The organism is Pectobacterium fontis (assembly GCF_000803215.1).
Classification (GTDB): domain Bacteria; phylum Pseudomonadota; class Gammaproteobacteria; order Enterobacterales; family Enterobacteriaceae; genus Pectobacterium; species Pectobacterium fontis.
The window spans coordinates 1-22,801 of record NZ_JSXC01000037.1 but is presented as its reverse complement, the minus strand read 5'-3'; the positions used below and the strand labels follow the sequence as shown (position 1 = coordinate 22,801).

The window sequence follows — 22,801 nt, the reverse complement described above, 5'->3', positions numbered from 1 at the left end:
CAGTTCTGGGAGGTAGGCATAAAACCACTGAATGAGAATAAAGCGATGACAACTGAAAGGTTTGTACCGGATGAGAAAACATTACGTGATCTGGCTGTGCTGAATCATCTGTTAAGCAAGCCAACAGGTAATGCTGAAAGAGATGCGAAAAATGCGGCACAGGTTCAACGATACCGTGCCGCTATTCGTGAAGGGAAGATTATTTACCTATCTGCCCTTCCTGATTGTGACATCGTTCAACAAGCGCGATCAGAGCTTGCGCAGGCCGCGAGGCTTTCCTAAGACCTGACATAGCAGATCGTGAAGCCTCTCAAGCTCCTCTCTTGACGCTAACCATGCTTCAGTCATTTCAAGCTCGCTTGCAGGTATTTTTTCGCCGTCTTTGCCTGCGGGCTGGACATGGCTGCACATTTCATACAATCCATCGATATCACTTTGAACAATGTGTGTAGCGAAATAACGCTTCAGGGTTGTTGACATTTTATCCTCCTTGCTGCTGGGGCTAAGAGGATAGCACGGCTGGGCGTGGGTAAATATCCCAGCACATCAAGCGAGGCTTCATACCCTGCGCCCACAATCATTACGGGCGCATGAATGAAATATCTACCACCAGCAGTTGAGGTCATTATGAAAATCAACAAAAAGAAACTTAATGAAGCACGCGAAATTGCTAAACAAGCAGTCGCACTGCACTGCAACGCAAGATGGTGGTTGGCGATGAATCACCTTAAACGAGCGTATGGACGCATCAGCACAGTAATTTAAACCACCAGCAATTCTCTAATTATCTAAACAAACGAGGTAACAAATGAATATCAATGAAATGACTATCGGACAGGCTAAAGAATTGGCGGCACTGTTCGGCGGCGTTAAGTCTGAATCATCATCCCCCATCGAAAATGGCGCTCGCTATATCGTCACACTGCAACGTGGTTGGATTGTGGTTGGTGATGTAACCAAATCTGGCGATTACCTCAGTATCACTAACGCCTCTGTTATTGAGCGCTGGGGAACCTCTGAGGGTTTGGGTCAACTGGCAATATCAGGACCCACTGATGATACGCGACTACGTAAAACATCAGACCTGCTCACTCATGAATTGACCGTTATTCACCTGATGCGCGTTCAAAATAACAAATTGTGAGGTCATAAATGGCGATCAAAATCTGTGACGCCGAATCTGTGACGCTAACAGCTACGCGATCGGGCTACGGCAACGGCGACGGCAACGGCGACGGCGACGGCTACGGCAACGGCGACGGCAACGGCGACGGCTACGGCTACGGCGACGGCTACGGCAACGGCGACGGCAACGGCGACGGCTACGGCTACGGCGACGGCTACGGCAACGGCTACGGCAACGGCAACGGCTAATCTTATAATCCCCCAATTTCGCCTTCACCAGGGCATAACCGGGCGCGGCTTCGCGTCGCCGGATTCGTAACCGGCACACAACAGGTAAGGGCATTGACGGTTTTTCACCTCGGCATTCCATTTGAACGAGTGCCGTGGCCAGATGTGCCCTTTCCGTTGTGGTAATACCGCCGCAACACCCTTGTATCTCTTGGCGGTCAACCGATCTTCTAACCAACTTACGGAGGCGAAGATAGTGTTCCGAGTGCGGTTGATCGCCCCTTTTACAGAGAGAAATAACCATGTCTGAAAATGCTGAAAGTAAATGCACTAATTTCAGCCAACAGATCGCCTACATCAATAAAGGCACTCTGGATGCTGAACTAACCGAAACGCTCGCAATGATTATTCAAGCTGTTCGGGAAACCCGCAAAAAAGGCTCCGTGACACTGACACTGAGCGTAGAAATGCTGAACACTCGTACAGACGATCAGATGAAAGTGACGCCGGACATCAAATTCAACAAACCAAAATTGGACTTGGCCGATACCGTCATGTTTTCTACGGCGGATGGCGACCTGCTACGCGATGACCCTGACCAAGTGCAGTTGGATTTAAAGGTTATCGAAACAAAAAGTAATGCCGCGCCAATCAGGCTGCAATCCAACAGCTAATTTCCTCAATTAGCCCTCCCCCTTCAAAAAGGAAAAACCTCATGTCATCACAAGTTGTTGACGGCTCTGCCGTGTCTGAAATTCGTAATCTGGCTATTACAGCACACACCCCAAATACCTACATTCCGACCGCTGTAGTGCCGGATAATCACTCTGTTGAGTCACTTGAAGATTATCAGTTAACCCCTTCCCTGATTCGTCAGAACGTTAATCTGATCTCCATTTCATCACTCATCGCCTACGTTAAAAAATACGAAGACCCGCGCACGGCAATTTTTGCTGATAACACCAAAACGAAGGTAGTTGCCGTTCTGGATTATCACAAATCCCCAGACCTGCCGGAATGGGGAAAACATAAGGCTGTCTACGATTGCCCATTCTCGAAAGAGTGGCTGGTGTGGACTGTATTCGACGGTAAAGCGCGGACGCAGATCGATTTCGGTGAATTTATCGAAAACCATATCAGCGACATTGCAGCGGTCAGCGATACCTACGCTGGGCCGTCTGGTGTAGAACTGCTCGAAATGGTTCTGGCATTCCAGGAAACACGCAAGTCTGAGTTCAAGTCTGTTAAACGCCTGCATGACGGTACAACGCAGTTTGCGTATTCAGATGACAAATCAGGCGGCGGCAATACTCAATTGCCGGAAAAAATCAGTCTCGCTATCGCGCCGTTCCACAATGGCAACACTTATCAGGTTGATGCCCGATTCCGCTACCGCATTAAAGAAGGTCAGTTAATTCTTTGGTACGAGCTGATCGACCCTGAAAAGATCGTCGAACACGCATTCAGTGAAATCGTTACTGAACTGCAAACCGCATTCGAAAACGTCCCGATTTACGAAGGTTCTATCTAACCCACCCTAAGTAAGTGAATCCTTATGCGCGGCCTGTGCTGCGCATAGTGAAGCATTTACCCGACACAGGAATGAATAATATGGCGACATTAAATCAACGCTATGCCAGCAAAGAAACTGGTATCACGGTTAGAAAAACCCACCTCGTCCCAATCTCCGAAATTTATGCCGAGGACGGGTATAACGTCCGAGAACTGGACCCAGCACACGTAACTGAGTTCAAAGATGCGTTTATTGCTGGGGAATATATTCCGCCGTTAGCTGTAGAAGTTACTGAGCACGGCGTTAAGGTGATTGACGGTCACCACCGTTTTGCTGGCGCTAAAGCAGCAAATGCAGCTGGTCATGAAATTCTACGGCTTGAATGTAAGGATTTCGTCGGGACAGAAGCCGATAAAATCGCGTTCATGGTTACCAGCTCTCAAGGGCTGGCGCTAACACCACTGGAGCGTGGGGCGGCATATCACCGCTTATATAATCAGGGCTGGTCAAACGCTCAGATTGCAGCAAAAGTGAAGCGGTCTGAATCCGACATTATTCAGCACCTTCAGTTACATCAAGACTGCTCACCGTATTTAAAAAGCCTCGTCCACTCTGGCTCTCTGAATTACGCGCTAGCTATCGATATCAATCGCGAGCACGGTGTTTATGCCGATAAAGTGGCATCCGCTTTAATGGAGAAGGCGGAAGCTGCTGGCAAAAAGAAAATAACAAAATCCATCGCTAAGCCGCAATTTCCAGCAGCAAAAATCAAACGGCTCATCGAGCTAATTTATAGGTCTGCTCCAATAGTTAGTGAGGGGAGTAGCAGGGATTATTTGCTCCTGCCTGTAGGTGTTAAAGATGAAGTGGTGCGCATTCTGGACGAGTTTAAAAAATACAGCGAGGGCGAGAATGCAACTGAACATCAGCCAGAATAAAGCACCCCTCTGGATTTCAGAAAAGGCAACCGTCCTTTTAAAGCAAGTAAGCTCTGGTCGAGTTATTCCCCACCGCACTCACGGTAAAAAATATCAGACGTTACGAGTTAATAAACGCTGGCGTCTGTTGTGTCGTGATGGCACGAGTTGGGAGCTACTCACTCACAACGATTACAACAACCTGATCGACAAATAACGAGCCTCGCCACCAGCGAGGCTTTTTTATTGGAGGTTTTATGCGTCACATCATCAGGGGTGAATTAACCCCAGCAGAACGCGAAGCGGCTATCGAAGCCCTTAACAGCCACCAGCAGCGATACGGCAATTACGCTAGACCGAAAACTAGTTCTACATACCGCGTAAAAATAGATGGTCGTATTGTTCCCGTTGAGATCGTCAATAGAAACGCCTCTTACGTCGCTACTGTAATGAACGGTCATCGTTCTCTGCAAAAGATGTGCGGGGTACCAGCATGATTACACAGCGCCAAATGGAAATATTGCAGCACACGCTGGGAATTAACGAATCGCGCAGAGAGCCATACCGTAATTATTACGTTGCGGGGCCACAGCATTATGCAAACAACGATTTGGAAACTCTCATCAGCGCTGGAATGATGACCAAATCACCAGCCCCTAAATTCTGCCGTGATGGCGATGTTGTTTATTCATGTACTGATGTTGGTCGTGATGTCGCTATATCCTCCCTTCCTCCTCCACCTAAACCGACACGTTATAGCGAATATTTGGATGCCGATTCATGCATGTCGTTCAGTGAATGGCTGCTTGGTTGTAAAACACCAGAAATTGAATATCGCAGTGATGGCAAGTGCCGGATGTTTCGCAAATCGTATGACTCTGCTTATGGCTATGCACGGCGTGAAATAGAGGGCGAGTGGAGTGATACCAAAAAAGCAGCAAAGGCCAGCTACAAAGAAGCGCTGAATTGGAAACGCAACTGCGCGGAGGTGGGGTGTGAGTGAATTAATTAAACCGACAAAGAAAGGCCGGCACGACGGCATTGTTGAATATCTAACGTCAGACGATTGCCGCTTTCTGGTTATGCGCGGTGATCACACTGAGGCTGACATTATTCAGGCCGCTGTAAACCAAAACATTATTGATAGCGATTATGCAGAGGCTTGGTCTCGCGCTGCTCGATATTACCAGTCTTGGTACAAAACAAGCCCTCTTGGTGGGCAGGAAGGTTACGCAAACTGGCATCATCCGCGCGATACGCCGTGTCGTGGTGCTTATTTCGCATCAACGCTCTGCTGGGATTAAGGACTAAATAACATGAATACTTTGACGAATGAGGTAGGGGCCGAAAAAATCAGCTCCACCAGCAAAGGCGATACTTTCGAAGTATGGTTAGGGGCCAATAGATACCATTACCGTACTGACGGGTATGTGCGGCTAATGAAAGAAGGGCAAAATCACGCATACCCCGCGCGTGTTCCGAGCGATTCCATTAAGGCAGCGTTGGCCTATATCGTAGCGGCGGAAAAGCGCGCTGACGCAGCAGAATCACAACTGGCAGAGCTGCGGGGGCAAGAGCCTGTCGAGTACAAAATTGTCGATCCGTTTGGTGAAATCACTCTGCGCTGCGAAAAATGCGAAGCGGATATGTATTCGGAAATGGATACGTGGTCAGTTACACCACTCTATGCCGCACCCGTTCCACTAGTCGCAAGTCAGCCAAGCGAAATGCGCGAAACGCTGTACAGAATTGCCAATCATATCGCGAGTGCAAAAGGTGGAATGCCGGAAGAATGGCATGATTGGGCTGATGAACTTGAAACCGATATCCGCCGCGTTTCGTATGCAGCAAGCCAGACAGTGAACAGTGAGACGATAGAATGCTGGTCATGCAAAAAGGCGCTGACACTACAGCAACGCTTAGAGGCTGATGGCATGTGTCCACACTGCGATGCGGAAATTGAATTGGAGAGCGACGCATCAGCAAGCCAGCCGATTAAGGCTGAAATTTACGAGTTAGTTGCACAGGCATGGAAACTGATACCGCAGAGCGATGATTTAGCTACCGCAGCATGGCATTCTGCCGCCTCCGTTTTTCTGCGTGGCTATCCGCGAAACCTGACGTGCCAGCCGTCCTATCGTGACGGCATCGAAGCCGCTGCTAATTGGATAGATACGCAGCGCGAGGCATTCGATAACGAGCACGGATGGCATGACCCTGATACTGGCACGTTTGAGTTCGGCAACGATGCCCAACTGGAGCATTCCAGCACGTTAGCAGAGTTGTCCAAAGGTATCCGATCACTGCATCCAAGTGCAAGCCAGCCTTACACGGTGCCAGATGAGCGCGCAGCCTATGAAGTGTTTATCGCTAAGCGTCTGGGTGACAGCATCGACACACGGCGCGCCAAGAATGGAGACCCCGAAAACCCCGATTATATGGCGTGGGATATGACTGTTGGCTGGATTTCATGGCAGGGGCGCGCCGCGATGCTCCAGACTCCTTCCGTTCAGCCAGCAGTCGTAACAGCAGAACACCGGCGTGTTATCGGGTTGCTGCTAGAGGTTTGCGGGGCTGCGTTCGAGCTCGCTGATGATGCCATACATCAAGCGAAATATGTTTCAGCTATCTGGCAGCGACTACTGGCACCCCACCAGCAATAGGGAGCGCGAATGAACACAATGTTTTTACTGATGGCTGAATTTAATACAGCGACAATCCCGCTATCATCTATTGCTGAACGATACCTGGGAATGAAGCCAGCTACAGCAGATAAGAAAGCTGGGGCGGGTGACCTTCCCATTCCCACGTTCAGATTAGGAGACACGCAAAAAGCCCCGAGAATGGTTCACGTTAAAGACTTGGCTGATTTTATCGACAGTCGGAGAATTGAGGCGCAAAGAGAATTGCGCCACTGTTCATCATGAGCGTTGCTTTTTCAGTTCGTCAAACCTTTCATGCAGGTTTTTGGGGTAAAGCTCCCTATAAACCTGCCAGAGCACATTCAAAGATCGATGCCCAGTAACTTGGGCAACCTCTTCAATACTAAACCCCGCTTCAAAAAGACGGCTGGCCCCCTCTCTCCTCAAATCATGATAGCGTAGGTCTTCTATTCCCAGCGCCGATCTCACACGCTGAAAACCCGCAGTAACGGATTTCGCTGCGTAGGGGAAAATGAGAACAGATTTTTTCGGCTGGCGCTGCACAATATCCCAAGCCTCACCAAGCAGCGGAACCATCATGTGGTTGCCGTCTTTCTTGCGAGGGTCCTTTCTGTCACGGACCAGTACAGCCTTTTGCTTTTCGTCTATATCATCCCAGCGAATTCGACACACCTCTCCTATCCGCATGCACGATAATATTGAAAAATTGAGAATGTCCACAAACGGTATCGCTGCTGATCGATGCTCCTGTCGCGCCCTAAGCCCTTCCTCAAGCATTGCTAACTCATCGGACGCAGGGCGGCGGCTCCGGCGTTGTGATTTACCCACAAGCCCCATGTTTACTAAAATTACTCGCGCATATGGTACAGGATTTTCTGTGTAGTTAATCCCAAAAATCGGTTTAGCTGATGCCAGCACTGAAGATAAGTAGCTCAAATCGTGTGAAACAGTTGCAGGGCCAGCTCCAGCCCCAGCACGCAACCGACCATGCTCAACAACATCACTAACGGACAAATCGGAAAGTTTTATTTCTGCGATATCACAATCCACCAGCATATTGAGTACATAATTTTTTGTACGCCCAGCTTTCCCACCCAAGTCTGGGTCGTTGATGTATTTCATCAGCAGTTGCCGCACAATGATTTTGCTAGCATCTGAATCTGACGGGACACCGGCCTCTTCAAGCTCAGCCGATCGGCGTGCCCCCCAAGACTTGGCCTGTGCCAACTTCCCAAAGGTTTTACTTTCTCTATGAAGATGTTTACCCTGCTCCTTTATCCCCACTGTGCAGCGGTATCGCATAGTCCCATCTGCTCGTGGGCGTTTAGCAATCGTAAAATAAGCCATCTCGTTTTGCCTCCGTATGGGACACCAAAACGCGGCGTCCCTAATGGTGTCCTACGAATGCAAAAATATAACGAAATGGTCAAAAATGCACGACAATATGACAGAATCAAAAAACCATATAAACAGCGTAACACCTGAAAAAACGCGCCCCCACGCGCTTAACCGCTTCTCGATTGCGCCGATGCTCGACTGGACTGACCGCCATTGCCGTTACTTTCTGCGCCAGTTGACAGGCCAAACGCTGCTGTATACCGAAATGGTGACGACAGGCGCGATTATTCACGGCAAAGGCGACTATCTGGCCTATAGCGAAGAAGAGCATCCGCTCGCGCTGCAACTCGGCGGGAGCGATCCAGCAGCGCTGGCACAGTGTGCCAAACTAGCAGAGCAACACGGCTATGATGAAGTGAACCTGAACGTCGGCTGCCCGTCCGATCGGGTACAGAATGGTCGTTTCGGTGCCTGCCTGATGGGCGAAGCCGCGCTGGTGGCAGACTGTATCAAGGCGATGAAAGACAGCACCGCGATCCCAATTACGGTGAAGACCCGTATCGGCATTGACGATCAAGACAGCTATGAATTCTTGTGCGAATTTATTCAAACCGTTGCCGGACGCGGCGAGTGCGATACCTTTATCGTCCACGCACGTAAAGCCTGGCTATCGGGCCTGAGTCCGAAAGAGAACCGGGAAATTCCACCGCTGGATTATCCCCGTGTTTATCAGCTCAAACGAGATTTTCCGGCGCTCACCATCGCCATCAACGGCGGTGTGAAAACGCTGGAAGAAGCCAAAACGCATTTACAGCATCTGGACGGGGTAATGATGGGGCGTGAAGCCTACCAAAACCCCGGTATTCTGGCGCAGGTTGACCGTGAACTGTTTGGCATCGATGCGGCGACGCCGGATCTGGCTGGTGTCGTACGCGCGATGTATCCTTATATTGAGCATGAACTCTCTGGCGGCGCGTCATTAGGCCACATCACACGCCATATGCTTGGTATGTTTCAGGGCATCCCCGGCGCTCGTCAGTGGCGACGCTATCTGAGCGAAAACGCCCACAAACCCGGTGCCGATGCCGCAGTGGTGGAACGGGCGCTGACGCTGGTTAATCTGGTTTAAAAAATACTAACAATTAGTCTTTTTCATCAAAAGTCATTCAACTTTCTTCCCGGCGTCGCTGATAAATCAATCACTTATTAGCGACGCATCTTGGCACGATTCTTGTAATCGCTTGTGTAGCACGCAGAACTTCTCTTCTTTTCCCTGCGTAAGATGCGGTTTAACCGCTACAGGAGCGCACCATGTTGGAAATTTTCTTCATTATTGGCTTTTTTATCATGCTGATGTTAACGGGCGTGTCACTGCTGGGGGTGATTGCCGCACTGTTTGTGGCGTCCCTGTTTATGCTGATTGGTGGACTGTTTAGCATGGCGATAAAAGTGCTGCCGTGGCTGATTTTAGCCGTTGTGGTGGTCTGGCTGTGGCGCCAATTGAGTGGACGCCCCGTCTACAATTCACACCGCAATACGTACCGAAAATACACCTATCATCAGCGTAACAGGAATGAGTGGTAAGACCTGAGGGGGAAATCTGAATCGCGGGCAATGCCATACTTTACGCTAGCGTGTCTTCACACCCTCTTGTTTTAGTACAAAAGTGTGCGCCAGCAGATATTTTTTCCCAACTGTGGCTGCTAGGATGACGCCACAGTTTGACACCCCGTCGTCATTCGAAGGGTGGGCAAACTAAGCGGGATAAATAAAATTTGGTGGCGAACCAACTACACGATTTCATCGTCGTCAGGGAAATAATAGCCGCACAGCGGCACCTTCGTGACGATCACTACGCTGTACCCTACATACAGTCTGATGAAAGTAGCCTCATGACCAAAGCCTTTCAGGCAATAATATCGGCTCTTAACGGGCCGATATTATTGCCAGGTCATACTGCACAGCACATGCTCATCACTTTTCCATTCCCCGTATAACGATGTCTGATATCACGTCATCGCGGATGTTCGCGTTTGTGTAACTTCACCAGAAAGCCTGAGGGCGTCATCGTAAAGGCAAAATTTTCAACGACGTGTGCTGCTGGCTGCTGCGCTTCTACCCGGAACCCTCGACACAGTGCATGAAACCCCAGCTTAATTTCCATTAAAGCCAGCGATCGTCCTGGGCACATCCGCGGCCCTCCCCCAAAGGGCTGGAGATCGGAAAAAGCTGCCTTTCCACGATCGAGCCAACGTTCAGGCACGAAATCATGGGGCTGCTGAAATAACGCATCATCGAACCCGCTCGCGTTCAGCATAAGCAACAAAGGTGTGCCCTTTTTGATAAAGAAATCATCGATAACGGTGTTTCTGGTTGGCTCAAGATACAGCAAGGGCGCAACGGGCTTAAGCCGCATCGATTCATACATCACGGCGGTAAGCCAAGGCATACGCGGCAACGGCCACGGCAGGATATCCCCTGCCCCCTCCGACGCCGCTTTGCACTCCTGAAAAATGCACTCTTCTACCGAGGGAGAAATGCAAAGCAGAAAGCTCATCCAGGTGAGCGTATTCGCCGTCGTGTCCTCCCCTGCCAGCAGGAGCGTAATGGCATTCGCCATAATATCGTCGTCTCGCAGCGTCCCGTCTTTTTTCTGCTCGGCAAGCATCACTTGCAGCATGTTTTCAGGCGCAGTTATTAATTGCGGATTTAGCTGGATACGTTGTCGCTGGCGATAAATGAAGCCATCAAGGTACTCACGGATCAGGCTCAGGCTTGCATCAAATTGCTTATCTCGTGCCGTCTTGATAAATCGCCAGTAGGGAAACAAGGAACCGCTACGCGTATGAATCATGGGGAATAAGTGGCGTAAACTTTGCGATAGCGGATTTTCCCCCTGTTCGAGCGTATTCACGTCCTCGCCAAACGCCAGCAATGACGTGATATCAACCGTATAGCGCTTAAACTCCTCCACCAGCGCGATCGTCTCCCCGGTTTCGGCAAGCATCGTGAAACGCTCAGATAGCCGAGAGGTGACCTTCCTGAGACTGGAATAGAAATGCTTCAGATGGGCAGGCTGAAACATCGGTTCCGTCAGGTTACGCTGCTGCTCCCAGCGTTCTCCCTCAGAGGAAAACACCCCGTTCAACCCGGCTTCCTGAAAAACAGATTCAATACTGCTGATTCGACGAAATTCGTCAGGGCGGGATTTCATGATGGTGCGGATACACCCGGCATCGGCAATCACTATCGCTGGAGTCAGCCCCAGCCTTAACCGATAAAAGCGACCATACTGTGCTTTCCAGCGCAGCATCTGTAAATGGATGTCACTACGCTTTAAATAATCGACATGTCCAAGAATGCTTCTTGCCGGGGGCATTGGCAGTTGTTTAATCGATCTCATGCTCACGATCCTTCTTTACTGTGTTCAACCTTAGGTGATGAGTCACCCACGAAAACAACCATCGAGATAGCGAGAGGTAAAGAAAGAGTTGCAAACGATGCCGTTGAATTTATGCTCACAGGCAAACGCGATACGTGCGCGTGACATGCGGGTTGGAAATGAAATGATGTACAACGCAGACAACGCGCTAAGGCATAAAATCTGAATCAACATCGCGATCCTGATGCTTTCTGGATCCTCTATTTTCGTCAAATCCTACAGAAGGGTGTTTAAAAAACAAACAAACCACGTTGGCTTTTTTGTTAATAAGTAATACCGTGAACAGCCTTTCCCTCGGGAAGGCATCATGGAAAAAGCGTGATGGCAGGAGCGAGGTTATCGCCGCCAGTGCGATAACCTCATGATTAGGATTTTAGGGAATCAACAGGCATGAGCCCTGCGTGCTGCGGCTTTCCAGTGCCCGGTGGGCGGCTTGCGCATCCGCTAATGCAAATTTCTGATTCTGCGGCACGTCTACCGTAATCGCCCCACTCGCGATCAGTGAAAAGAGTTCGTTGCTGGCTTGCTCCAGTTCGGCACGGTTCGTGACATAACCAAACAATGACGGACGCGTGACGTACAGCGATCCTTTCTGGTTCAAAATTCCCAGATTAACCCCCGTCACCGGCCCGGAAGCGTTACCAAAACTGACCATCAGCCCGCGACGACGCAGGCTATCCAGTGAGGCTTCCCAGGTGTCTTTCCCCACCGAGTCGTACACCACCGAGACTTTCTGCCCTTCGGTCAGTTCCGCGACACGCTGCGCGATATTCTCGGTACGGTAATTGATGGTCGCCCAGGCGCCCGCCTGTTTTGCCCGCTCCGCTTTCTCGTCCGACCCCACCGTCCCGATCAGCTTCGCCCCCAGCGCCTTCGCCCACTGGCAGGCAATCAGCCCTACGCCGCCTGCTGCCGCGTGGAACAGGAAAACTTCATTAGGTTTGATTTCATAGGTCTGGCGCAGCAGATAGTAAACCGTTAACCCTTTCAGGAAAGAGGCTGCGGCCTGCTCAAAGCTAATGGCATCCGGCAGCAGCGCAACCTTCTCCGCCGCCACGTTATGCAGCTCGCTATACGCGCCCAGCCCGGACTGTGCATACACGACGCGATCGCCGACTTTCAGCTCGCTCACCCCTGCCCCGACTTTCGTCACGACGCCCGCCGCTTCGGTCCCTAAACCGGATGGCAAATCAGGCACCGGATACAGGCCGCTACGGATATAGGTATCGATAAAATTAATGCCGATGGCGCGGTTCTCAACCTGAACCTCTCCCGTGGCGGGTTCGGCAGGCGTAAAATCCACATATTGCAGAACCTCCGGGCCACCATAAGCCTGGTACTGAATGCGCTTTGCCATGTTATCTCCTTAAATCGTGACTGGTTCATTGTCTCTCTATAACACGTATATCCTAAATAATTCGAGTTTCAGAACAAAACGTTAGCGTTTTGAACAACGCAACGCGTTGGCTCAACAGGGCGAGGCACAGGTAAATGTGCCGAATCGCGCAGCCAACGCACGTACAACTCGGGTATCTTGTGTTATTTCCGACGTGTGGCATATACAATGCCCTCTAATCCAATGGCAAATCAACCGGTAAAGAACCCGTTTCATGGCAGAGAAAAGACCCACCAACAAATCGAATGAACCCCGTGACCGCCAGATGGAAGGTCTGAAACTTCCGCCACATTCGCTGGAAGCGGAGCAATCGGTATTGGGCGGCCTGATGCTCGACAATGAACGCTGGGATAATGTCGCCGAGCGCGTTGTCGCTAACGACTTCTATAACCGTGCTCACCGCCTGATCTTCACCGAAATGCAGCGCCTGCTCGAAATGAGCAAACCAATCGACCTGATTACGCTGTCCGAATCGCTGGAACTGCAAGGTTCATTGGAATCTGCCGGTGGCTTCGCCTATCTGGCCGAACTGGCAAAGAACACCCCGAGCGCCGCGAACATTGGCGCTTATGCCGATATCGTACGCGAACGTGCCGTCGTGCGTGAAATGATCTCCGTCGCCAATGAGATCGCCGATGCCGGCTACGATCCGCAAGGGCGCAGCAGTGAAGATCTGCTCGATCTGGCGGAGTCCCGCGTGTTCCAGATCGCCGAAAATCGCGCCAGCAAAGACGAAGGCCCGAAAAGCATCGACCGTATTCTGGAAGACACCGTTTCCCGCATCGAACAGTTGTACCAACGCCCGCACGACGGCGTAACGGGCGTCTCTACCGGCTATCAGGATCTGGACAAAAAAACCGCAGGCTTGCAGAAATCGGATCTGATTATCGTCGCCGCGCGCCCGTCGATGGGGAAAACGACGTTCGCCATGAACCTGTGTGAAAACGCCGCGATGATGCAGGATAAGCCGGTATTGATCTTCAGTCTGGAGATGCCCGGCGAACAGATCATGATGCGTATGCTCGCGTCGCTGTCCCGCGTGGATCAGACCCGCATTCGTACCGGTCAGTTGGATGATGAAGACTGGGCGCGGATTTCCAGCACCATGGGTATTCTGCTGGAAAAGCGCAACATGTACATCGATGACTCCTCTGGTCTGACGCCAACCGAAGTGCGATCCCGCGCGCGCCGCGTGTTCCGTGAACACGATGGCCTGAGCCTGATCATGATCGACTACCTGCAATTGATGCGCGTGCCGTCGCTGTCCGATAACCGTACGCTGGAGATTGCCGAAATCTCCCGTTCGCTCAAAGCGCTGGCAAAAGAGTTGCAGGTTCCCGTCGTCGCGCTGTCGCAGCTTAACCGTAGTCTGGAACAGCGCGCCGATAAGCGTCCGGTTAACTCGGATCTGCGTGAATCCGGCTCCATCGAGCAGGATGCCGACCTGATTATGTTTATCTATCGTGATGAGGTTTATCACGAAAACAGCGACCTGAAAGGCATCGCTGAAATCATTCTGGGGAAACAGCGTAACGGCCCGATAGGTTCCGTTCGTTTGACCTTTAACGGGCAGTGGTCACGTTTTGATAACTATGCCGGCCCACAATATGACGATGAATAACGCAGCGCTCAGCAATGACAACACTGCACTAAGGAACAAGAATGAAAACGGCAACGGCCGTCATTAACCGGCGTGCTTTGCGCCACAACCTGCAACGTATCCGCCAGCTCGCGCCCGACAGCCAGGTCGTTGCGGTCGTGAAAGCCAATGCCTACGGCCACGGCATGATCGAATCTGCTCATACCTTTTGCGACGCCGACTGTTATGGCGTCGCACGGCTCTCCGAAGCGCTGGCGCTACGCGCCGCGGGCATCACCAAGCCCATCGTCCTGCTGGAAGGTTTTTTCTCCGCCGACGATCTCCCGCTTCTGGTCGAACACCAGTTAGAAACCGCCGTTCACAGCGCTGAACAGCTTGCCGCGCTGGAGCAGGCCACGCTGCCGCAGCCGCTACGCGTGTGGATGAAACTCGATACCGGTATGCACCGTCTGGGTGTATTACCTGAACACGCCGACGCGTTTTGGCAACGCCTGACGGCATGTCGCAATGTGGTTCAGCCTGTCAATATCATGAGCCACTTCTGCCGCGCCGATGAACCAGAAGCGGGAACCACCGAACGCCAACTGGCCTGCTTCGATGCTTTTACGCAAGGTAAGCCCGGCGCACAGTCGATCGCCGCCTCTGGCGGTATTCTGCTGTGGCCGCAGTCGCACCGCGATCGCGTCCGTCCCGGCATCATTCTCTATGGCGTGTCGCCGTTGGATAATGAAGACGCCGCACACTTCGGCTTCCAGCCTGCCATGACCTTTACTTCCCACCTGATCGCCGTGCGCGAACACAAAGCGGGTGAGGCGGTCGGTTACGGTGGCATCTGGAGCAGCCCGCGCGATACCCGTTTGGGCGTGGTGGCGGTCGGCTATGGCGATGGCTACCCGCGCAGTGCGCCAGCCGGAACCCCCGTGCTCATCAACGGGCGTGAAGTCCTGCTTTCCGGTCGTGTATCGATGGATATGATTACGGTGGATTTAGGGCCGGATGCACAGGATAAGGTTGGTGACGAGGTCATCCTCTGGGGGCCAACGCTTCCCGTTGAACGCATTGCCGCACACACGGGCGTAAGCGCGTACGAGCTGATCACTCGCTTAACCCAGCGTACCGCATTGGAATATACCGATGATGAATAAATAACCAGCGGTTCATAATGGATCTTGTGTAAGGATACATCGATGTCTCAATCACTGCGTTTTTTCGGCCTCGCGGCCTACCATGCGGCAAGTGGGCTTGCCGCATTAAGTGTCCTCGTGACCTTCACTCTGGTTGACTACTACACGATGAAACCGACCGATGTCAGCGGCACCCTGCTGGGTGGACAAATGGGGTTTCTGCTTAAAATATCGCTGTTATATACCGCAATATCAGGATTTTTATGGTTGGGTCTCTTTCGTCTTGCAGGATGGCGTATCGTATGGATGGTGGCCGGGCTATTGCAAATCGGTATCGCGCTCTATTGGCGTATTCGTTATTGGCATGAATACAGCGACCCGGAGGCGATGCTGTCACCGGACTCCAGCGATCTGTCTCTTTCTATGTTGATAGGTATTGGGATGCTCACCTTCGGCGCATGGAAATATGTTAAAGCACGTCGCGTCCAACCGACCGATCGCCCTGCGTCGTTTCCATGGTTCAGAACGTTAGCCGCGTTATTCCTCATCCTCACGTATGGCGTTTGGCCGCTCACTGCCTATCGGCATGAACCTCTACCTAATTGTGCTTTTACCCCCAGCGGGCAGCAGCTCAGCATATGTCTGGGAGAGGATGATGAGCGGATCATTGTTGAGGAATAACGCCCAATATTGATGATATCGGGCGTCATACGCCGTTAGTTCACTTTAGCTACCAGCGCAGCCGCACTGCTTCTCTTTTTCACCACATAGCTTACGCCCAGCGCCAGCAGCCAAAATGGCATCAACAGTACCGAGATCTGGATACCCGGCGTCATCGCCATAATGACCAGGATCCCCGCCAGAAACAGCAGGCAAATGACGTTCGTCACAGGGTAGCCCAGGCTTTTAAAGCGCGTTTCCTGCTGTGCCTGCTTTTTCGCTGCACGGAATTTCAGATGGGTAATACAAATCATCGCCCAGTTGATGACCAGCGCAGACACCACCAGCGCCATCAGTAGCTCAAAGGCTTTACCCGGCATCAGGTAGTTGATGAGCACACACCCTGCGGTGGCTGAAGCCGATACGCCAAGTGCCGCCAGCGGGATACCACGCTGATTCACTTTCAACAGCGCGCGTGGGGCATTTCCCTGTTTCGCCAGACCGAATAACATCCGACTATTGCAGTACACACAACTGTTATACACAGACAGCGCGGCAGAGAGCACCACCAGATTCAGGGCGGTCGCGACGATGTTGCTATCCAACGCATGGAAAATCATGACGAATGGGCTACCGCCCTCAACCACTTTCCCCCACGGATACAGCGATAGCAACACCGCCAGCGCGCCAACATAAAACAGCAGAATGCGGTAAATAACCTGATTCGTCGCACGCGGAATGCTGTTTTGCGGATCGTCAGCCTCGGCGGCGGTGATCCCCACCAGTTCCAATCCACCAAAAGAGAACATGATCACCGCCATCGCCATCACCATGCCACTCACACCGTTCGGGAAGAAGCCTCCGTGCTGCCACAGATTCGCGACGCTGGCTTCCGGACCCCCCGCCCCGCTGAATAGCAAATAGCAGCCAAAAGCGATCATCCCCACGATCGCCGCCACTTTTATGATCGAAAACCAGAATTCCATTTCGCCATACACCTTGACGCTCGTCAGATTGATGGCGTTGATCAGCACAAAGAATATTCCCGCAGACACCCAGGTTGGCACCTCCGGCCACCAGTATTGGATATAAATCCCGACGGCCGTTAACTCAGCCATACTTACCAAGATATACAGTACCCAGTAGTTCCAGCCGGACATAAATCCGGCAAAACTCCCCCAGTATTTATAGGCAAAGTGGCTAAATGAACCTGCCACAGGTTCCTCCACAACCATCTCACCCAACTGGCGCATAATAAAAAATGCAATCACACCAGCAATCGCATAACCCAATAGCACCGATGGCCCAGCCATTTTTATCGTCTGTGCGATCCCTAAAAACAGCCCGGTTCCCACAGCGCCCCCCAACGCGATAAGTTGAATGTGGCGATTTTTCAACCCTCTTTTCAACTGTCCTTCTGCATGTTCTGTTTTCATTATTTTCCCCGTCAGCCATAAAATTTGAGCAAACAGGGTTTTGCAACTATCAGGCCAGATAGCTGTTGTCAAACTGACAACATCTTTACTACTGCGAGTAACACAATGAAAATTTTCATAATTTATTTATGATGAGCATTTCACACATCACGCATTAAATCTAAAAACACCCACATTTGGCGCATATAAAAGACAATTACGCACACAATAGTGTCATTTATCCCTCTTCGATGCATGAACGTGACCTATCATGGTGCACACCGATGAAAGGCCGCCTTGCTACGATTAAAAACTCATAGGCAATGCGACCTAAAAAACTGGTAGTCTGTTCAGCTCACTGCCTGACACTGTCTAGGGAATACGATGTACAACATTGATGATTTCGATCTGAAAATCCTGACGCTGCTACAGACTAATGGCCGCCTGACCAATCAGGAACTGAGCGAGCTGGTCGGGCTTTCCGCCTCGCAGTGCTCCCGCCGACGCATTGCGCTCGAACAGGCGCAACTTATTCTCGGCTATCATGCCCGCCTGTCGCCGAATGCGGTCGGGTTGGAGTGCCTGGGGTTAATTGAGGTGCGGCTGGCCAGCCATAATGGTGAACATATTGAGCAATTTCACCAGATGCTGGGAGAAGTGGATGCGATTATCGACGCCTATAAAACCACGGGCGATGCGGATTATCTGCTAAAAGTCGCCGTAGCGGATTTGCCTGGGCTCAGCACGCTGATTAGCCAGATTCTGTCGCAAAACAAGGGGGTCGCCCACCTGAAAACCTCCGTGGTATTGAACCGTCTTAAAGAGAACGGGTTGATGACGCCTGAGTTGCCCTGAATTAGGGCGCGAACGCTTCCATTTGGTGCAAGAAATGAATGAATCACGCAATAAAAACCCAATAGACGCACAAAGTATTCATAATAAAAACACAACACGCATGAATTGAGCATTTTTTTCATTCATATAATTCAACATGTTGTTCCGTAGCAGGAGAAATTACACTCGATTTAGCCGCTAAGCGATATCATCTGGTGTAATTCTTGCTTTGGTTAAGCACATATTTTTATGACTTTTTATTGAGTGCTCACCATGGATAACATTATTCCCACACAAAAAATCTCACACACGCTGCTGGAGGATATTCTGGCGCTATTGATCGGCACAATCATGGTGTCGTTTGGTATGGTTCTACTGCGGCAAGCAGGGGCGCTCACTGGCGGTACAGCAGGCATGGCTTTTCTTATCCACTATCTGACGCACATTTCTTTCGGCGTGGCCTTTTTCCTCATTAATCTGCCCTTCTATTACCTCGCCGTGCGTCGTATGGGATGGGAGTTCACTATCAAAACTTTCTGCGGGGTCGGGCTGGTTTCTTTGTTTTCCGGGCTGCACCCGATGTTTATTCATTTTGATCAACTCAATCCGTTTTACGCCACACTCTTCGGCAATATCATCACCGGATTGGGATTGATTGTGCTCTTTCGTCATAAATCCAGCCTCGGCGGCGTCAACATTCTGGCGCTGTATCTTCAGGACAGATATGGCGTGCGGGCAGGAAAATTTCAAATGGGCGTGGACGTTGTGATTGTACTGGCTTCCCTGTTCGTGGTAAGCATACCCATGCTGATTGCTTCGATTCTGGGGGCAACCATTTTGAACCTGATTATTGCGATGAATCATCGCCCCGGCCGTTATGCGGCCTGATTATTCCCCCACTATCGTCGAATAACATGACACACTCAGGAGAGCTATACTGTGTTTCAAAACGTTGATACCTATGCCGGAGATCCTATCCTGTCTCTGATGGAAAAATTTAAACAGGATCCAAGAGCAGATAAGATCAATTTGAGTATCGGGCTATACTACAATGAGCAGAATATTATCCCGCAGTTGCGCTCGGTCAGCGCGGCGGAAAGTAGCCTGCGCCAACCGGTTCAGAGCGCAAGTTCTTATCTGCCGATGGAAGGATTACAGTCTTACCGTACCGCGATCCAACATCTGTTGTTTGGGGAAAACCACGCGGCGCTGAAAGCAGGCCGTATCGCGACTATCCAGACGCTAGGCGGTTCCGGTGCGCTGAAAGTGGGGGCGGATTTCCTGAAACGCTACTTCCCTGCTTCAGAGGTGTGGGTCAGCGATCCTACATGGGAAAACCATATTGCGATCTTCGAGGGCGCGGGCTTTAAGGTTCACACCTACCCGTATTTCGATGCTGAAAGTCTGGGCGTGAAATTTGATGCCATGCTCTCCACCCTGCAAACGCTGCCAGCCCGCAGCATTGTGTTGCTGCACCCTTGCTGCCATAACCCAACAGGTTCCGATCTCACTACCGAACAGTGGGATCGCGTCATTGAGGTTATCATCCAGCGTGAACTGATCCCGTTTATGGACATCGCCTATCAGGGCTTTGGCCTCGGGATTGAGCAGGATGCCTACGCGATTCGCGCGGTTGCCAGCGCAGGCGTTCCGGCGCTCATCGCCAATTCATTCTCCAAGATTTTCTCACTGTACAGCGAACGCGTCGGTGGCCTTTCTGTGGTGTGTAACGATACCGACAGCGCACAGCGCGTGCTGGGGCAGTTAAAAGCGACCGTTCGCCGCAACTACTCTTCCCCACCGAATTTCGGCGCACAGGTGGTGTCTAAAGTCCTGAACGACACACAGTTGAACGCTGACTGGAAAGCGGAAGTCGAAGAGATGCGCACCCGCATTCTGAGCATGCGTCAGGAACTGGTTTCAGCATTGAAAAACGCGCTGCCAAACCGCAACTTTGACTACCTGCTGACTCAGCGCGGCATGTTCAGCTACACCGGCTTCAGCCCGGCACAGGTTGATCGTCTGCGTGAAGAATTTGGCGTCTACCTGATCGCCAGCGGCCGTATGTGTATGGCGGGGCTGAACCACAGCAACGTCCAGCGTGTCGCCGCTGCGTTTGCCGCCATTCAGTAAATCGTCAGATAACAATGCCACTGGCTTAAGCGACTCACCGTTGTGAACTCGCTTAACTCAGTGGCTGTGTGATAAAAATCTCATGACCCAACTACGCTACCTAAACGGCTATCCTCCAACGATTATTGCACAAGTACAAGCCCTTGTTGAACAAGGAAAACTTGGCTCTTGGCTGGAAAAAAGATACCCCGACCACCATTCGATTCAGAGTGATAAGTCGCTGTATCAGTTTGTTGCGGAACTGAAACAGCGGTATCTGAAGAACGCCCCTGCACTCTCAAAAGTGCTCTACGACAATAAGCAGAACCCGATAAAAGGGACGCTAGGCACCAATACCTTTGTGGCTCGCGTACAGGGCGGAAAATTAAAATCTAATAACGAAATCCGAATCGCAACGCTGTTCCGCGACGGGCCGGAAGCTTTCCTACGGATGATCGTGATACACGAACTCGCCCACCTCAAAGAAAAAGACCATAACAAGGCTTTTTATCAACTCTGCTGCCATATGGACCCTGACTATCACCAGTTGGAATTTGATATGCGAATCTGGCTGAACTGGCGAGAGCAGAATCAGTGACGTATGACCGCGGCTTATCTTCCCCGTAAGCGCCATATCAGCCAGATGATACCGACGAAGACACCACTGCCGCTAATGATAGGCAAAAGCGGAACTCCGGCTAAACGGAGATCGGTCAGTATCATCCAGGCTCCCAGAACTAACGCTAAAACAGCAGTAATGATGGCAATCGCCAGCGTCATCGCCGCCCGTTCCAGAGCCACGCCCAATTTATCTAAATTCGTCAGCGCGATATCCGCTTTTACCCGACCATGTTGCAAACGTTTCAGTACCAAACGCAGCGTTTGTGGTAGCTCTGTGGCTGAGTGGCCAAGCTGATAGCCAAGTTTGCTCAAACCACGTTGACTGAAAAATGCCTTTCCCCTGTTAGACATATACTTACGCAGCATGGGTCGCAGCGTTTTTACAATATCAAACTCGGGATCCAGCCGCTGTAATACCCCCTCCGCCGTGATCAAGGCCTTAAATAACAAGACGAGATCGGGAGGTAAAGTTAGCTGGAATTCGCGTGCGGTGGTAAAGATGTCAGTCAGTGCTTTCCCCAACTGCAATGGGAAACAGCCTTGACGATCGAGGAAAAAAGCCGCCGCAAGCTCTAATTCCGCCACATCTAGCTCATAAGCATGGCTCCAACCAATCAGCGCATCAACAATCCCACGGCTCTCCCTTTCGCTGATGGCATAGAGAAACGATAGCAGTTCATTACGTCGGGATTCGCTGAGGTGCCCCACCATACCGAAATCAATAAAACCGATTTTGTTCCCCGGCAGAACCATGACGTTCCCTGGATGCGGATCCGCATGGTAAAAACGGTACTCAAATACCATTTTCATGAAGGCTTTTGCCCCAATCTGTGCCAGACGAGGGCCATCGTACTCATTTGGCTCGGCAGACCCGACTTGCGTCGGAGACACCCCCTCCAGAAAATCCTGAACCAACAACGTTGAAGAACTCCAGTCTTTATACACCGTGGGGATAATGACATCAGGATCATCATTGAACTGGGCTAAGGCGGCTTCGTAATTTGCGGCTTCGTAGCAAAAATCGAGCTCCTGAGTAAGGGCTGTATCGAGAAATAACACCAGTTGTACCGGACGAAAACGCGCTAATCGATGATTTTGTTGTTCAATCGATTCCGACAGAAAACGTAATAAACGCAGATCGGCCCGTAATTTTTTTTCCAAATCAGGGCGCTGGACTTTGACCACCACCTCTTTGCCATTTTTGAGTCGAGCGCGATGAACTTGCCCTATCGACGCCGCCGCAAGCGGTGTGGTGTCCCACCACGAAAAAACATTCTCCAATTCAGTTCCCAGAGAATGCTGCATGATATGTTCCACGACATTCCAAGGCAGAGGCGTCGCACTACTATGTAACTTACTCAGTGCAGTCGTCCATTCAGGCCCTAGCAAATCACTGCGCGACGCTAAGATCTGGCCTAATTTAATAAACGTAGGCCCTAATTCTTCCAGTGCAGCACACAAGCGCTCAGGCAGGGCAGTGTCGGTGCGAAATGATGGAGATGCAGACTCCCCCACGGATTCGGACAAGCCAAGAAAACGGATAATGTCCTGCAAACCATGACGAACCAAAACAGAAGATATTTCAGTAAGACGTTTTCGATCTCTGGCCGTTACAAAAATAAGTTTTAGCATGCGTTTCTCCCTCCTTTTTCTTCTACCCTCTGAAAGTATGGTGGAAATATTTATCAGGAAAAAGAAATAGAACCAAGAGATCAACAAAAACTCAGTCGAACACGGGGTTATTAAAAACCAGTTTCTAAGCTGCCTGTACGGCAGCTTAGAAAATGGAGGTATTGTAGTGGCATAGTAAATT

27 protein-coding genes are annotated in these 22,801 nt (G+C 51.0%); 21 read left to right on the top strand and 6 right to left on the bottom strand.

The annotated features are described in order from the left end of the window. Positions 1 to 249: 249 nt before the first annotated feature. Positions 250 to 480: a hypothetical protein gene (locus tag OI69_RS13600; RefSeq protein ID WP_039351460.1), complete on the bottom strand. Its 231-nt coding sequence runs from the start codon at positions 478 to 480 to the stop codon at positions 250 to 252. 114 nt (positions 481 to 594) lie between these two features. On the opposite strand from OI69_RS13600, the gene OI69_RS19880 reads away from it, so the two are divergent. The 12 genes from OI69_RS19880 (at position 595) to OI69_RS13555 (ending at position 6,710) form a co-directional block, all read left to right on the top strand. After that, positions 595 to 765, top strand: a complete 171-nt coding sequence (locus OI69_RS19880) for a hypothetical protein (RefSeq protein WP_154715556.1) — start codon at positions 595 to 597, stop codon at positions 763 to 765. Between the two features lie 43 nt (positions 766 to 808). Beyond that, on the top strand, positions 809 to 1,144 hold the full coding sequence (locus OI69_RS13595) for a hypothetical protein (RefSeq protein ID WP_052198378.1): 336 nt from the start codon (positions 809 to 811) through the stop codon (positions 1,142 to 1,144). An 8-nt stretch (positions 1,145 to 1,152) separates the two neighbouring features. Further along, on the top strand, positions 1,153 to 1,374 hold the full coding sequence (locus tag OI69_RS20130) for a hypothetical protein (RefSeq protein ID WP_052198377.1): 222 nt from the start codon (positions 1,153 to 1,155) through the stop codon (positions 1,372 to 1,374). Positions 1,375 to 1,655: 281 nt separating this feature from the next. Beyond that, a complete protein-coding gene (locus OI69_RS13585; protein WP_039351457.1) occupies positions 1,656 to 2,027 on the top strand; it encodes a hypothetical protein in 372 nt (123 codons plus the stop codon). Positions 2,028 to 2,068: 41 nt separating this feature from the next. Next, positions 2,069 to 2,884, top strand: coding sequence for a YfdQ family protein (locus tag OI69_RS13580; protein WP_039351454.1), 816 nt, complete (start codon positions 2,069 to 2,071; stop codon positions 2,882 to 2,884). A gap of 80 nt (positions 2,885 to 2,964) precedes the next feature. Further along, complete coding sequence (locus tag OI69_RS13575) at positions 2,965 to 3,804, top strand: helix-turn-helix domain-containing protein (protein WP_039351451.1); 840 nt, start codon at positions 2,965 to 2,967, stop codon at positions 3,802 to 3,804. After that, on the top strand, positions 3,779 to 4,000 hold the full coding sequence (locus tag OI69_RS19360; RefSeq protein ID WP_235319691.1) for a ParE family toxin-like protein: 222 nt from the start codon (positions 3,779 to 3,781) through the stop codon (positions 3,998 to 4,000). Before OI69_RS13575 ends, OI69_RS19360 begins: the two co-directional genes overlap by 26 nt. Positions 4,001 to 4,040: 40 nt before the next feature. Then, the gene (locus tag OI69_RS19355) at positions 4,041 to 4,280 is read left to right on the top strand and encodes a DUF4060 family protein (RefSeq protein WP_072034300.1); all 240 of its coding nucleotides are present in this window, start codon (positions 4,041 to 4,043) and stop codon (positions 4,278 to 4,280) included. Beyond that, positions 4,277 to 4,786, top strand: a complete 510-nt coding sequence (locus tag OI69_RS13570) for a hypothetical protein (protein ID WP_052198376.1) — start codon at positions 4,277 to 4,279, stop codon at positions 4,784 to 4,786. Before OI69_RS19355 ends, OI69_RS13570 begins: the two co-directional genes overlap by 4 nt. Next, entirely contained in the window at positions 4,779 to 5,087 is a 309-nt protein-coding gene (locus tag OI69_RS13565; RefSeq protein WP_039351448.1) for a hypothetical protein, read from the top strand. Before OI69_RS13570 ends, OI69_RS13565 begins: the two co-directional genes overlap by 8 nt. Positions 5,088 to 5,099: 12 nt before the next feature. Then, complete coding sequence (locus OI69_RS20430) at positions 5,100 to 6,446, top strand: hypothetical protein (RefSeq protein WP_052198375.1); 1,347 nt, start codon at positions 5,100 to 5,102, stop codon at positions 6,444 to 6,446. Positions 6,447 to 6,455: 9 nt separating this feature from the next. Then, the gene (locus OI69_RS13555) at positions 6,456 to 6,710 is read left to right on the top strand and encodes a pyocin activator PrtN family protein (RefSeq protein WP_039351444.1); all 255 of its coding nucleotides are present in this window, start codon (positions 6,456 to 6,458) and stop codon (positions 6,708 to 6,710) included. On the opposite strand, the gene OI69_RS13550 is transcribed toward OI69_RS13555, so the two are convergent. Further along, entirely contained in the window at positions 6,705 to 7,793 is a 1,089-nt protein-coding gene (locus OI69_RS13550) for a tyrosine-type recombinase/integrase (protein WP_039351441.1), read from the bottom strand. The genes OI69_RS13555 and OI69_RS13550 overlap by 6 nt on opposite strands. 85 nt (positions 7,794 to 7,878) lie before the next feature. On the opposite strand from OI69_RS13550, the gene dusA reads away from it, so the two are divergent. Together dusA and pspG are read left to right on the top strand one after the other, a co-directional pair. After that, positions 7,879 to 8,913 carry a tRNA dihydrouridine(20/20a) synthase DusA gene (gene dusA / locus OI69_RS13545; RefSeq protein WP_200886926.1) on the top strand — a complete coding sequence of 345 codons (1,035 nt, stop codon included), beginning with the start codon at positions 7,879 to 7,881 and terminating at the stop codon, positions 8,911 to 8,913. 182 nt (positions 8,914 to 9,095) lie between these two features. Then, on the top strand, positions 9,096 to 9,368 hold the full coding sequence (gene pspG / locus OI69_RS13540) for an envelope stress response protein PspG (protein WP_039351438.1): 273 nt from the start codon (positions 9,096 to 9,098) through the stop codon (positions 9,366 to 9,368). Positions 9,369 to 9,798: 430 nt separating this feature from the next. Here the strand turns inward: pspG and OI69_RS13530 are convergent, their stop codons facing one another. Further along, positions 9,799 to 11,187 carry a cytochrome P450 gene (locus OI69_RS13530; RefSeq protein WP_039351433.1) on the bottom strand — a complete coding sequence of 463 codons (1,389 nt, stop codon included), beginning with the start codon at positions 11,185 to 11,187 and terminating at the stop codon, positions 9,799 to 9,801. Between the two features lie 412 nt (positions 11,188 to 11,599). After that, positions 11,600 to 12,583 (bottom strand): quinone oxidoreductase, encoded by a 984-nt coding sequence (locus OI69_RS13525; protein ID WP_039351430.1) that lies wholly within the window; start codon positions 12,581 to 12,583, stop codon positions 11,600 to 11,602. A 253-nt stretch (positions 12,584 to 12,836) separates the two neighbouring features. Between OI69_RS13525 and dnaB the strand changes: the two genes are divergently transcribed. Genes dnaB through OI69_RS13510 form a run of 3 tightly spaced genes read left to right on the top strand, consistent with a single transcriptional unit; the run spans position 12,837 to position 16,027 of the window. Continuing rightward, complete coding sequence (gene dnaB / locus OI69_RS13520) at positions 12,837 to 14,243, top strand: replicative DNA helicase (RefSeq protein ID WP_010279223.1); 1,407 nt, start codon at positions 12,837 to 12,839, stop codon at positions 14,241 to 14,243. 41 nt (positions 14,244 to 14,284) lie between these two features. Then, positions 14,285 to 15,367 carry an alanine racemase gene (gene alr / locus OI69_RS13515; RefSeq protein WP_039351427.1) on the top strand — a complete coding sequence of 361 codons (1,083 nt, stop codon included), beginning with the start codon at positions 14,285 to 14,287 and terminating at the stop codon, positions 15,365 to 15,367. Positions 15,368 to 15,409: 42 nt separating this feature from the next. Beyond that, a complete protein-coding gene (locus tag OI69_RS13510; protein WP_039351424.1) occupies positions 15,410 to 16,027 on the top strand; it encodes a hypothetical protein in 618 nt (205 codons plus the stop codon). Between the two features lie 35 nt (positions 16,028 to 16,062). Here OI69_RS13510 and OI69_RS13505 read toward each other — a convergent pair whose 3' ends face one another. Beyond that, a complete protein-coding gene (locus OI69_RS13505) occupies positions 16,063 to 17,442 on the bottom strand; it encodes an amino acid permease (RefSeq protein ID WP_039351421.1) in 1,380 nt (459 codons plus the stop codon). Positions 17,443 to 17,805: 363 nt separating this feature from the next. Between OI69_RS13505 and OI69_RS13500 the strand changes: the two genes are divergently transcribed. From OI69_RS13500 to OI69_RS13485, 4 genes are all read left to right on the top strand, one after another. Next, the gene (locus tag OI69_RS13500) at positions 17,806 to 18,276 is read left to right on the top strand and encodes an Lrp/AsnC family transcriptional regulator (protein WP_039351419.1); all 471 of its coding nucleotides are present in this window, start codon (positions 17,806 to 17,808) and stop codon (positions 18,274 to 18,276) included. 252 nt (positions 18,277 to 18,528) lie between these two features. Beyond that, complete coding sequence (locus OI69_RS13495; protein ID WP_039351416.1) at positions 18,529 to 19,143, top strand: YitT family protein; 615 nt, start codon at positions 18,529 to 18,531, stop codon at positions 19,141 to 19,143. 51 nt (positions 19,144 to 19,194) lie between these two features. Next, on the top strand, positions 19,195 to 20,388 hold the full coding sequence (locus tag OI69_RS13490; protein WP_039351414.1) for an amino acid aminotransferase: 1,194 nt from the start codon (positions 19,195 to 19,197) through the stop codon (positions 20,386 to 20,388). 82 nt (positions 20,389 to 20,470) lie between these two features. Beyond that, positions 20,471 to 20,965: a M48 family metallopeptidase gene (locus OI69_RS13485; RefSeq protein ID WP_039351410.1), complete on the top strand. Its 495-nt coding sequence runs from the start codon at positions 20,471 to 20,473 to the stop codon at positions 20,963 to 20,965. 14 nt (positions 20,966 to 20,979) lie between these two features. On the opposite strand, the gene OI69_RS13480 is transcribed toward OI69_RS13485, so the two are convergent. After that, entirely contained in the window at positions 20,980 to 22,620 is a 1,641-nt protein-coding gene (locus tag OI69_RS13480) for an ABC1 kinase family protein (protein ID WP_039351407.1), read from the bottom strand. Positions 22,621 to 22,801: the final 181 nt, after the last annotated feature.